The sequence below is a fragment of the Nocardia sp. NPDC057663 genome (assembly GCF_042799895.1).
In the GTDB taxonomy this organism is placed as follows: Bacteria; Actinomycetota; Actinomycetes; order Mycobacteriales; family Mycobacteriaceae; genus Nocardia.
Genome location: NZ_JBHVHX010000010.1, coordinates 135,856 through 148,084, shown reverse-complemented (window position 1 = coordinate 148,084; position 12,229 = coordinate 135,856). Strand labels below are relative to the sequence as shown.

Annotated in this window: 8 protein-coding genes; 6 read left to right on the top strand and 2 right to left on the bottom strand. The window is 69.3% G+C overall.

Going from position 1 to position 12,229, the window contains the following annotated elements:
* Positions 1–68: 68 nt before the first annotated feature.
* From ACFVAV_RS21850 to ACFVAV_RS21825, 6 genes are all read left to right on the top strand, one after another.
* Positions 69–1,307 carry an AI-2E family transporter gene (locus ACFVAV_RS21850; protein WP_379036891.1) on the top strand — a complete coding sequence of 413 codons (1,239 nt, stop codon included), beginning with the start codon at positions 69–71 and terminating at the stop codon, positions 1,305–1,307.
* Positions 1,288–2,466: a MacS family sensor histidine kinase gene (macS, locus tag ACFVAV_RS21845; protein WP_379036890.1), complete on the top strand. Its 1,179-nt coding sequence runs from the start codon at positions 1,288–1,290 to the stop codon at positions 2,464–2,466. The genes ACFVAV_RS21850 and macS overlap by 20 nt, the downstream gene beginning before the upstream one ends.
* A 14-nt stretch (positions 2,467–2,480) precedes the next feature.
* Positions 2,481–3,137: a response regulator gene (locus tag ACFVAV_RS21840; RefSeq protein ID WP_379036889.1), complete on the top strand. Its 657-nt coding sequence runs from the start codon at positions 2,481–2,483 to the stop codon at positions 3,135–3,137.
* Positions 3,138–3,189: 52 nt separating this feature from the next.
* Entirely contained in the window at positions 3,190–3,855 is a 666-nt protein-coding gene (locus tag ACFVAV_RS21835; protein ID WP_379036887.1) for a DUF1707 domain-containing protein, read from the top strand.
* 587 nt (positions 3,856–4,442) lie between these two features.
* Positions 4,443–6,026, top strand: a complete 1,584-nt coding sequence (locus ACFVAV_RS21830) for a DUF2339 domain-containing protein (RefSeq protein ID WP_379036886.1) — start codon at positions 4,443–4,445, stop codon at positions 6,024–6,026.
* 159 nt (positions 6,027–6,185) lie between these two features.
* Positions 6,186–7,034: an LLM class flavin-dependent oxidoreductase gene (locus ACFVAV_RS21825; RefSeq protein ID WP_379036885.1), complete on the top strand. Its 849-nt coding sequence runs from the start codon at positions 6,186–6,188 to the stop codon at positions 7,032–7,034.
* A 66-nt stretch (positions 7,035–7,100) separates the two neighbouring features.
* Here ACFVAV_RS21825 and ACFVAV_RS21820 read toward each other — a convergent pair whose 3' ends face one another.
* Positions 7,101–11,525, bottom strand: a complete 4,425-nt coding sequence (locus ACFVAV_RS21820; RefSeq protein ID WP_379036883.1) for an MMPL family transporter — start codon at positions 11,523–11,525, stop codon at positions 7,101–7,103.
* Entirely contained in the window at positions 11,526–12,221 is a 696-nt protein-coding gene (locus ACFVAV_RS21815) for an NYN domain-containing protein (RefSeq protein WP_379036983.1), read from the bottom strand. It lies immediately after the preceding gene.
* Positions 12,222–12,229: the final 8 nt, after the last annotated feature.

Below are 12,229 nucleotides of genomic sequence, written 5' to 3'. Positions count from 1 at the left end.
TGTTTGACCGCTTCCAGAGGCGCCGACACGACCACCAATCTAGCGTTCGGACCGATAGGCTCTCTCGGGTGACCGACCAGAAGGTAGATTCCGGGCCCACGTCCGCACCGTGGCGCGCGGACGCCGAGGCGGTACATCCGCTGGTCCGCAAAGCCGCAGCCTGGTCCTGGCGGCTGTTGATCATCTTCGCCGCCCTGCTCGCGGTGGGGATGCTGGTGCAGAAGTTCGCCACCGTGGTGATTCCGCTGGCGATCGCGCTGCTCGCGGCCGCGCTGCTCGCGCCGCTGGTCGACTGGATGCAGCGGGTCGGAATTCCGCGTTCGCTCGGTGTGTTCGTCGCGCTGGTCGGTTCGATCGGTCTGCTCGCGGGAATCATGACCTTCGTCGTGGAACAGTTCGTCGACGGTGTGCCCGGCCTGTCCAACGAGGTCACCAACAGTGTCCACAAGGTGCAGGACTGGCTGATCAACGGCCCGCCGCACCTGAGCGATCAGCAGATCCGCAGCGCGGGTGACACCATCGTGCGCACCATCCAGGACAACCGCGAGAGCCTGACCAGCGGCGCGCTCACCACCGCCACCGCGATCGGGCACATTCTCACCGGCGCCTTCCTGATCCTGTTCGTCCTCATCTTCTTCCTCTACGGCGGCGACCAGATCTGGCGCTTCGTCACCCGGATCATCCCCACCGCACACCGGGACAAGGTCCGCACCGCCGGTGAACTGGGCTTCGGCACGCTGGTCGGCTTCGTGCGCGCCACCGTCGTGGTGGCCGCGGTGGACGCGATCGGCATCGGCGCCGGGTTGGCGATCCTGCACGTCCCGCTGGCGCTGCCGCTGGCCTCGCTGGTGTTCATCAGCGCGTTCATCCCGATCATCGGCGCGTTCTTCGCCGGGTTCGTCGCGGTGTTCATCGCACTGGTCACCAAGGGCCCGGTGACCGCACTGATCGTGCTCGGCATCATCATCGCGGTCATGCAGCTGGAAGGTCATGTGCTGCAGCCGCTGCTGCTCGGCCGGGCCGTGAGCATTCATCCGCTGGCGGTCGTCCTGGCGATCACCGCGGGCTTGGTGGTCGGCGGGATCGCGGGCGCGCTGCTGGCGGTGCCGTTGATCGCGGTCGGCAATACCGCGATCCGGTATCTGCTCGCCGACAGTCCGGAGGAGGTCTACGGCGAGCTCGCCGGTGGTGAGGACCGAAGACTGTTCTCCGCCGAGCCGGACAAACCCGAGCCCGGCCGGTTCGACATCGCGCGCACGCTGCGCAAGGCCGAGGCGGAGCACGGCGATGCGGACGCACACAGCTGAGCTGAGCTCGGCCGACGCGGCGACCGCGCCCCTGTGGCGGGCCGCTCAGGCTTTCCGGCTGGTCACACTGCTGTACGCGATCGGCCAGCAGATCGCCTCGGTGTCCTACTACGAGCATCCGCGGCTGAGCTGGGTGCTGATCGCGCTGATGGCGATCTGGTCGGGCAGTTCCGCGCTGCTGCTCTCGCAGTGGTATTTCCCCACCGCGACCGGCCGGATCCGCGGCTGGGTGGTCTTCGGCGACCAGGTCGTGACGGTCCTGCTGATCGCCTCGACCCGTCTCGTCGCCGACTACGACTGGTACCACGGCCATCAGACCCTGCCGACGACGCTGTGGATCGCCAACTCGGTGATCTCCATGGCGATCCTGCGCGGGCCGGTCGCCGGGGTCGTCGCCGGGCTCGGCATGTCGGTGGTGGTCGTGACGGTGCGCGAACAATGGGGGCAGGACGTGTGGGGCGATGCCACCGCGCCGGTGCTGGTGTCCGTCGGCCTGGCGCTGGGGCTGGCCGCCAATACGGCGCGACGCGCCCAGGTGCAGCTCGAACGCGCGCTGCGGCTCACCGCCGCCGCGCAGGAACGGGAACGTCTGGCTCGCGAGGTGCACGACGGCGTGCTCCAGGTGCTGGCCTTCATCAAACGACGCGGCACCGAAATCGGCGGTCCGGCAGCAGAACTCGCGCAGCGAGCGGGGGAACAGGAAGTGGCGCTGCGGGTTCTGCTGTCCGAGCAGGCGCAGCGGCCGGATTCGGGTGCCGCCGAGGTGGATCTGCGTCCGCTGCTCACCGCGCGGGCCACCCCGACGGTGTCGGTGGCGACACCGGGTGATCCGGTACTCGTCGGCCGGTCCGCGGCGCACGAGATCGCCGCCGCCGTGGCGACCGCGCTGTCGAATGTCGAACTGCACGCGGGTCCGGCGGCGAAAGCGTATGTGCTGCTGGAAGACACCGGTGACATGCTGGTGGTGAGCGTGCGTGACGACGGAGTGGGGATTCCGGCCGGCAGGCTCGCCGCGGCGGAAGCCGAAGGGCGGATGGGGGTTTCCCGATCCATCGTCGGGCGGATCGGTGCGCTCGGCGGCACCGCCGAACTGCTGACCGAGGGCGACGACCTCGGCACCGAATGGGAATTCCGGATTCCGCGCCACCCGGCGCGCTGAGCGAAGGAGCAGCGATGGCGGACAAGGCCATCACGGTGATGGTGGTCGACGACCACCCGATGTGGCGCGAGGGCGTCTCCCGCGACCTCACCGAGGCCGGGTTCGCCGTGCCCGCCACCGCCGACGGAGTAGGCACGGCCACCCGCCGCGCCGCCGCGGTCCAGCCCGATGTGGTGCTGATGGACATGCAGCTCACCGACGGCAACGGGGCCGCCGCCACCGCCGAGGTGCTGCGAGTCTCCCCGCACAGCCGGGTGCTTGTCCTCTCGGCGTCGGCCGAACGCGACGACGTGCTCGACGCGATCAAAGCGGGCGCCAGCGGGTACCTGGTGAAGAGCGCGTCGGCGGCCGAGCTGATCGACGCCGTGCGGGCCACCGCCGCGGGTCAGCCGGTGTTCACGCCCGGTCTGGCCGGTCTGGTGCTCGGCGAATACCGGCGGATGGCGACCGCGCCCGTCGCGGCCGATCAGCCGCACCGCCCGTCGCTGACCGAGCGGGAGACCGAGGTGCTGCGGATGGTCGCCAAGGGGCTCTCGGCCAAGCAGATCGCGTCGCGGCTGAGCCTGTCGCATCGCACGGTGGAGAACCACGTGCAGGCCACGCTGCGAAAACTGCAGCTCGCCAACCGGGTCGAGCTCACCCGTTACGCCATCGAGCAGGGCCTCGAGTAATTGGGGGTTTGCCCTGATGTGCGGTGCCCGATTTCCTGGCACCCTCGATGACATGGGCGGTCCCGAATCCCTCTTCGTACCCGGTGCCACGACCTTCGGTCCCGTCGGCGACCGGGACCTGCGCGTCTCCGACGCCGAACGCGAACACGTCGGTCAGCTGCTGCAGCGCGCCGTCGGTCTCGGCATGCTCTCGCTCGGCGAGTTCACCGAACGCATGGACACCGCGCTCGCCGCGAAGACCCGCGGCGAACTCAACGCCGTGCTCGTCGACCTGCCCGGCATGCGGGTGGCCGGCGCGCCCCAGCCTGCCGCCATGCCACGGCCGCGGCCGGTCCCGCCCGGCGGTTCGACCCCCGGCCTGATCCGCAGCCGCCTCTCGGGCGTCCACCGTCGCGGACCGTGGCAGGTCCCGCCGGTGCTGCATCTCAACAACCTGATGTCGGGCGTCACCCTGGACTTCACCGAGGCCGTCATGCAGACCCAGATCGTCGAGATCAAGGTCGACGACTACTGCACCGGCCTCACCCTGCTCGTCCCCGCCGCCGCCACCGTCGACCTCAACGGCCTCGACCTGATCGGCTCCAGCGTCAACAACAAGGTCCGCACCGGCCCGCCCATCGGCCCACTGCACCTGGTCGTCCACGGCCGCGTCCGCTTCGGCTCCGTCACCGCGAAGTACCCCCTGATGGTCCAATGGCGCCGCTTCCTCGGTTCCTGACCGATTTCACGTAGGAGTCCCGCACCCCACCGGGGGTTTCTACTCATGTCCCGCGCGACCCGCACGTCGACGATGAAGGCATGAGTACGTCAATCGATCCCGCGCTCGTCGCGCGACTCTCGGGCGAGTTCACCACGCTCGGCGCCCAGATGGGCCGGCTGGGCGGTGAGCTGGATGTGCTGCGCGCGCAGTTGCAGCGGGAGGTGGAGCGGTCGGCGGTTGATACGCAGGCTGCCACCGGTTCATCGGTTTCCGGTGCTGGAAGTGCAGTCGCTTCGCATGGGTCGACCGGGAGCGCCACGGTTTCGCATGCGCCGGAGATCGGCCGAGGGGAAATGCCGGTTGGTGGTCCGTCGGTTCCGGGGGGAGCGCCTTTCAGTGGTGCGCCGGTTCCTGGGGGGTGGGGGCCTGGTGCGCACATGGCTGTGGCGCAGTCAGTTCCGCAGTATGTGCCGGGGTATGGGGGTTGGGCCGGGGCTCCTGGGTATGGCCCGGGTGGACGGTCGGCTGCGGTGGGGCAGCGGGGGACCGGGTGGGTTGCGCTGCCGGTACGGGGGCCTCGGACGCCGTGGTGGCAGCGGGAAGGGGTGATCTCGCGGGTGCTGGCGGTGGCCGGGGTCGGGGTGACGCTGATCGGTGTGTTGATGCTGTTGGTGCTGGCTGCGCAGGCTGGGTTCTTCGGGCCGGTGGCGAGAGTTGTTGCCGGTGGGGTGCTTTCGGTCGGACTCGTCGGTGCGGGGTGGCGGGTGTTCGGTCGTCCCGGTGGGCGGGTCGGTGGAATTGCCCTGGTGGCTACCGGTATTGCCGGTGCCTATCTGGATGTTGTCGCGGTGACCGGGTACTACCGCTGGGTGGCACCGGGTGTCGGGCTGGCGGTGGCGTTGGTGGTCGCGTTGGTCGGTGTCGGGGTGGCGATGCGGTGGCAGTCGCAGCCGTTGGCCGTGGGCGTCGTCCTGGGGGCGGCGCTGTTGTCGCCGGCGTTGACGACCGAGCTGATGCTGCTGGGGTTCCTGGTGGTCTTGCAGGCCGCGGGTATTCCCGTGCAGATGCGCAGGGAGTGGCCCGTTCTGCACGTGGCGCGCACGTTGCCCGTGGTGCTGGCCGCGCTGAGCATGATCGCGCTCAGCGGGCTTTCGGCCGCCATCTCCGGTGACGAGGTGGAGCAGCGCGGTGGTCTGCTGGTCGCGGCGGTCGCGTGTGCTGTGGTCGGGCTGGTCGGCGCGGTGCTCGTGGTGCGTCGCAGGTCCGGCGACATCACCGCGAGCGTCACCATCGCCCTCACCGCCCTGCCGGTTTTCGCCGCGGCGATGCTGTTCGACCGTATGGTGACCGCGTCGATCACCGGCGTGCTGGCCGCGGTGCTGCTGGGTCTGGCCGCGACGACGCTCGTTCCCGGTCTCGCCGATCGGCTCGGGATTCCCCGGCACACCGCGCTGGTCTCCGCGCTGACCGGTGCCGTGTCCCTTCTGCTGACCTGCGTCAGCGCTACCGGAAGCGACCCGCACCTCCTGCCGACAGCGCTGTTCGCGGTGGCCTTGGCATTCCTCGCCGTCGCGGCGACGAGCCGCACGCGCGTAGGTGCCTGCCTCGGCATCGCCTTCGCGCTGCTCGGCGGGCTCGTCCTGCTGACCATCGCCTCACCGGAAACCCTTGCGCTGCATAGTCGCGCGGATCAGCATCTCGACATCGCGACCGCTGCGGCGGCGGTGCTGGGGCTCGGCGTCGCGGCGACGGTGGCGTGGACGGTGCCCCGGCTTCCCGGCTGGGCCGATCAGGCGCTCGTCACCGGAGTGTGGATCGCAGTGAGTGTCGCAGGCCTGTACTACGTGCTCGTCGCGGCGGTGTCGCTGGGCGTATCCCTCGGTGGGGCGGACGGATTCATCCTCGGGCACAGTCTCGCGACGATCGTGTGGATGATCGCGGCCACGGCCTCGCTGTTCTACGGGCTGCGCAGGTTGTCCCGGTCGCCGGCCGTCGCGAAGGTGTGCCTGGTGTCGGGTCTGCTCGTCGCCGCCGCCGCACTGGCCAAGCTCTTCCTGTTCGACCTGTCGACGCTGTCCGGTCTGGTCCGGGTCGCCGCATTCCTGATCGTCGGAATCCTGTTGCTGCTCACCGGGACTCGCTATGCGCGAGCGTTCGCGGATTCGCGGCCTTCCGATCCTGCCACTTAGGACCTCGCAGTTGCGGACTTCCGGGTGGATCGCTTACGGTGAGCGCAATCCGATCGGCGCTCTCCAGAAATATGTCGCAGTGTGGGAGCCCCGCCTCATTCGTCGAGGCGTGGAGTGGGCGGCTTGATGACACACGCCCATATCCACTGGAGGATTTCCATGCACATCGGTCTCGGACTTCCCATCGCCGACCCCGTCGCGCTGCCCGAGTGGGCCCGTCGCGCCGACTCCGCCGGGTTCTCGACACTCGGCCTGCTCGACCGCATGGTCTACGACAACCCCGAACCGCTGGTCACCCTGGCCATGCTCGCCGGGGCGACCGACCACATCCGCTTGCAGACCGAGGTACTGATCGCACCCCTGCGTGACCCGGCGTTGCTCGCAAAGCAGGCCGCCACCCTGGACCGCATGTCCGGCGGACGCTTCGCGCTCGGCCTCGGTGTCGGCGGTCGCGACGACGACCACGAGGCCACCGGTACCGATATCCGCACCCGCGGCCGTCGGCTCGACGAACAGCTCGCCATCATGCGCCGCCTCTGGTCCGGCGAGCCGTTCAGCCAGACCTGCGGCCCCATCGGCCCGGCACCCACCGCACCCGGCGGCCCCGACCTGCTCTTCGGCGGCTTCCAACCCGCCGCCATCGACCGTGTCGGCCGCTGGGGCGGCGGCTTCCTCGCCGCCGCCGCACCCACCTGGGCAGGCGGCCTCTTCGACCTCGCCCGACGATCCTGGACCGACCACGGCCGCTCCGGCGCACCGCGCATCGTCGCCCAGCTCAACGCAGTCCTCGGCACCCAACCCCTGATCGACCACGCCCGCACCGCCATCCTCGACTACTACGAGTTCAGCGGCCGCGCCGACTACATGGCCGCCGGTCTGCTCACAACCCCCGACCAGATCCGTTCCGCCATCAAGCAATTCGAAGACCTCGGCGCCGACGAGACAATCCTGTACTGCTACGGCACCGACCCCGACCAGGTCGATCGCATCGCCGACGCCGTGCTCTGAACGCAGAACGACGAAACCCACGGCGGAATCTCGCCGTGGGTTTCGTCGTGTTCGGGTCCGCTGCTGTCAGTCGCTGTCGTCCTCGCGGCGACGCAGCAGCTCGTTCACGCTTACCGTGCGCCCCTCGCCGCCGTGCTGGTGACGCCCCTCGTCGGCTGCTGACCCGCGACGCGAAGAACGCAGCTGCGCCATCCAGTTCTCGATCTCGTTGCGGCTGTCCGCCTGCGGCCCGTCGGATTCCGGTGCGGGAGCGGCACTGTCGTCCAGCGGCGAGGTGGCGGCAGTGGGTGCCTCTTGGCCCGGCGGGGGAACCGCGGTGAAACCGGCAGGAGCCTGCCACTGGGCGGGAGTGCCCGCATGGTTTGTGTCCTGCGGGTCAACGGGTTCGGGCTGCCACGTTGCGGGAGTGCCCGTAGGGATGTCTTGTGGGTTGGCGGGTTCGGGCTGCCACGTTGCGCGTGTGTCCGCAGGGATGTCCTGCGAGTCAGCGGGTTCGGGCTGTCGCGATGCGGGCGTGGTCTCGCCGGGCGTGACGGCGGTGAACCCGGGCGGGGCGACCTGCGGGCGCACCGCTTCGGGCCGCGCCGAATCCTGGTCCGGCGCGGGCGTCACCGGGGCGAACCGCGGTCCGCCATCGGCCTCGGGAACGCGGTGACCACTCGGCGCGGCGGGCTCGGCCGGGCTCCACAGCGACCTTGCCGGCTGCGGCTCGACGGGCACCGGGGTGCCGAAAACGCCACGCGTGGAGGGCTCGTCCGCCGGCTGCGGTGCGTCGGCCGCGGGGCGAGGTGTGCCGGGCGTGGGCAGCTGTGCGTCGGGCACGGGGCGAGGTGCACCGGGCGTGGGCAGCTGTGCGTCGGGCACGGGGCGCGCGAAGCCATTGTGCGGAAGCGACTCGGCGCGATGTGTGCCCGGCGTCGCCGAAAGCTCGGTCGGCGGGACGAAGCCACGTGCCCCCGGTGCGGTGCCGCGCGATTCCGGCTCCGGCGCGGACTGCTCGGTCGCGTCCGTGGCCGGTGCGGGGTCGAACCCGGTCAGCGGGGTGAACCCACTGAATGTGCCACCGGCAGGCGGCTCGACCGGCCGCGGCGTCGGCGTGACCATGCTCGGCGGCGGTGGGTTGACGATATTCTGCGCGGACGATGGAGCGACCCGCGGCGGCGTGTTGACAATGCTCGGCGCCGGCGGCGCCACGACACCGGATGGTGGCACGACACCGGGCGGCGGCGTGTTCACAATGCTGGGCCGCGTCGGATTCACGATGCTCGGCCGCGAGCTGGAATCCTCTGCGGGCGTACCGAACTCGGTCGCGTCGGACGGCGTCGAACCTCGCGGCGCCGACGGGTCTACCCCGCGCGCAGGCGGCGTGTAACCCGCGGGCGGCTGCACCCGCTGCGATCCGCGCGGTGCGGATTCGCGCGTCCTGTCACCAGGCGAGTCGACCCCGGGGAGGTAGCCGCCGCCGATAACGCCGGGCGTGTCAGCGGTGGAGGAGTCGTCGCCACCGATGACGCCGGACTCACTGATCCTGGAACCCACAGCACCACTGAGGCTTTCGGGCGCGCCGAGAGGGGAACGGCCCTGCGAGCCGGTGCCGGAGTCGCCCGGTGCGTTGAAACCGGTGCTGCTCGGCGTGTGGAGGCCGGAGCTGCCAGGGGTATCGAGGCCAGGGTCGCCCGGCGTGCCGAAGCTGGAGTTCCTGGGCGTGCTGATGCCGGGAGTGCCCGAGGTGCCGGCGCCGGGGTCGCGCTGTGCGGCGAAGCCGGCGGCGCCCGGAGCGTTGGAGCCCGAGGCGTCAGGCGCGCCGGAGCGGAGATCGGTGCGAGGCGCTTCCGACTGTCCCTTGTCGGGCCCTGACATCGAATCGCGTTGTCCCTGATCGGACTTCGGTGCCTCCGCACCGAGCTTGACGATCGGCAGCACCTGGGTCGGCTCGCCGCCGGTGTGCTCGGACAGCTCGACCGACGGGGTTTCCGGCTGGTCGCCGGACGAATCAGCCTGTCCCTGACCGGACTTGGGTGCCTCGGCACCCGGCTTGACGATCGGCAGCACCTGGGTCGGCTCGCCCGAGGACAACATCGATGCGCGCGGGCGGGTCGGATCCGGCGACATCGGCGGCCGCGGCCGGGCCGGCTCGGCGGGGTCGGTGTGCTCGGTGATCTTATCCAGGTGCGCGGTCGGGGCCTCGGCCTCGATCTCGGCGACGGTGCGCGGGCGGCGCGGGGTCTTGGCCAGCTTGCTGTCGGGGACCACCGTCATCTGCATGGTCGGCGGGTCGGTGATCGGGGTCGTCTTCACCAGGTCGACCACGGCGCCCTTCTGCGGGCGCTCGTCGTCGAGAATGGGCTCGCCGAGGCCGATCCTCTCCTGGATGCGCTTCATCCACTTCGGCGCCCACCAGCAGTCGTCGCCGAGCAGCTTCATGATCGCGGGCACCAGCAGCATGCGCAGGATGGTGGCGTCGATGAACAGCGCCGCGATCATGCCGTAGGCGATGTACTGCATCATCACCATGTCGGAGAACGCGAACGCACCGGTCACCACGAGCAGGATCAGGGCGGCGGCGGTGATGATCCGCCCGGTCTGGGCGGTGCCGATCCGCACGGCTTCGGTGGTCGACGCGCCTTGGGCGCGTGCTTCCACCATGCGGGAGAGCAGGAAGACCTCGTAGTCGGTCGACAAGCCGTAGATGATCGCGATGATCAGCATCAAGACCGGCGCACTGATCGGCTGCGGCGTGAAGTTCAGCAGCCCGGCGCCGTTGCCGTCGACGAAGATCCACGTGAGGATGCCGAGGGTCGCGCCGAGACCGAGCGCACTCATCAACGCGGCCTTGATCGGCAGCACCAGCGAACCGAACGTCAGGAACATCAGCACGGTGGTGGTGACCAGCACGAGCAAGATCATCCACGGCATCAGTTCCAGCAGGGTGTCGATGCTGTCGGCCATGAGCGCGGGCTGACCGGTGACGTACATCGTGACGCCGTCGGGTATTTCGATCGAGCGGAGGTAGTCGATTGTCGGCTCGGCGCTGCCGGTGGGATCGACCAGGGTCGCCGAGGTACGGAACACCTCGGGGTTGGTCGGCGACTTGACCGGCACTTCGAACGGGCCGACCAGCCCGGGAGCCTGGTTGGCTTCCTTCCAGACCTTGCCGATCGCCGTGGTGTTGTCCGAGACGAAGACCAGCTGGATCGGGTCGGTCTTCTTCTGCGGGAAGACCTCGTAGAAGTGCTCGAGCGCGGCACGGGTCGAATTGTCCGGCGGGAGGTACTTCTCGTTGATGCCGCCGAACGCCAGATCCTTGACCGGGATGATCAGCAGCAGCAGGCCGATGGTGATGGGGATGGCGATCTTGAGCGGGTGCTGCATGACCCAGCGGGTCATATTGCCCCAGAAGCCGTTCTCGACCTGTTCGGCGGTCTTGGTCTTGCGGAATCGCTTGAGACCGAGCATATCGACGCGGTGGCCGAGGATGGCCAGCATCGCGGGCAGGATCGTAATCGCGGTCAGCGCCGCCAGGGAGACGGCCGCGATGGTGCCGTACGCGACCGACCGCAGGAAGCCCTGCGGGAAGATCAGGATGCCGCCGAGGCTGGCGATGATCATCGTCGCGGAGAAGACGACCGTTCGCCCGGCCGTCATCACCGTTCGCCGGACGGCGGCTCGCGTGTCGTAACCCTCGGCCAGCTCCTCGCGGAAACGGCTGACTATGAACAGGCCGTAGTCGATCGCGAGACCGAGACCGATCATCGATACGACACCACCGACGAAGATGTTGACTTCGGTGAAGTTGGTCAGCCCCATGACGAGGCCATTGGCGCCGATGATCGTCAGACCGCCGATGATCAGCGGCAATGCGGCAGCGACGATGCCACCGAAGATGAAGAAGAGCAGCACCGCCACCGCGGGGAAGGCGAGCACTTCCATCCGTTTGGAGTCGTGGTCGAGGGTGTCGGTCAGCGTGACCGCGAGGGGCTGCAGGCCCGAGACCTCCACGTCGACGTCCGGGATGTAGAAGGCATCCTGCACGGCGCGGTAGTTGGTCATGATGACGGTGTCGTTGTCACCGGCGATGGCGATCGAGGCGAACGCGTGCTTTTTGTCCTTGGACCCGAAGGCAGACGGAACGGAGGGCGCGTCGCCCACCTTCCAATAGGTGCCGTTGATCTTGCTGATCTGATCGGGGTGTTCGGCGACGACCGTGCTCAGGCTGGCGACGACCTTTCGCTGGAACTCCGGGTCATCGATCGTCTTGTCCGCGGGAGCGTTGTACATGACGATCACGTCGGCCATGTGATCGCGCCCGTAGGCACCATCGGCGATCTGCGCGCCTTGCACCGACTCCGAGCCGGGATCGAACCAGCCGCTCTGGGTCAGGCGATCGCCGAGCCCCGTGCCGTACGCGCCCAGCGCCAGCATCGCAGCACCGACAACACCGATGACGGCGAAACGGAACCGATAGACCAGATCGCCCCAGCGGGTGAACACTTAAGCGACTCCTTGACCAGGGCGAGACGTGAGTAGTGCCGACAGCGGCCGGAACGGCTGCAGCCAGGCACCCTCGTCGGGCAGCGAATCGAGGCTCACCCGCGGTAGCGGCTCCCGGAATACTCCCGGGATGTCCTCGAGATCGACGAACTCGAGAGTATCGGAAGTCACCGCCCAACTCGCGTGCTCGCGGAATCCGAGGACCTGAGCTGGGATTCCCTTGGCGGCAATCGCTTCGAGCGGTTCACGGAACGCCTGACCGTCGGCCGAGGCGACCATGATGCCCGCCAGGCCGCCGTCGCGCTCGCGCATCGCGATGTGCGCGAGCATGTCGGCGTCGACGTCGGAGTCCTCGTCGATCTTCGGCTTGGCGAAGACCGCGAAACCTACGTTGCGTAACGCCTCGACCCACGGCCGGACCACGTCGGCGGTGCCGGGGGCGATATTGGTGAAGACGGTGGCCTCGGGTTCGACACGGCCCTTCGCGCCGACCGACAGCTCGGCCGTGCGCGCGAGCAGCCAGCGGCCGAGCGCGTCGAAACGGGGACGATAAGCGGCGGTGGGACGTCCACCGAGGATGGCGCCCAGTCCCATGTCGAGGTTCGGCGCGTCCCAGACGAGCAGGACGCGTCGGACATCGGGGCCGGAACTGCCCAGCGCCTCGCTGCCGGCTGCTCCCTGGGCGATATCCGGCATCTCGGTGG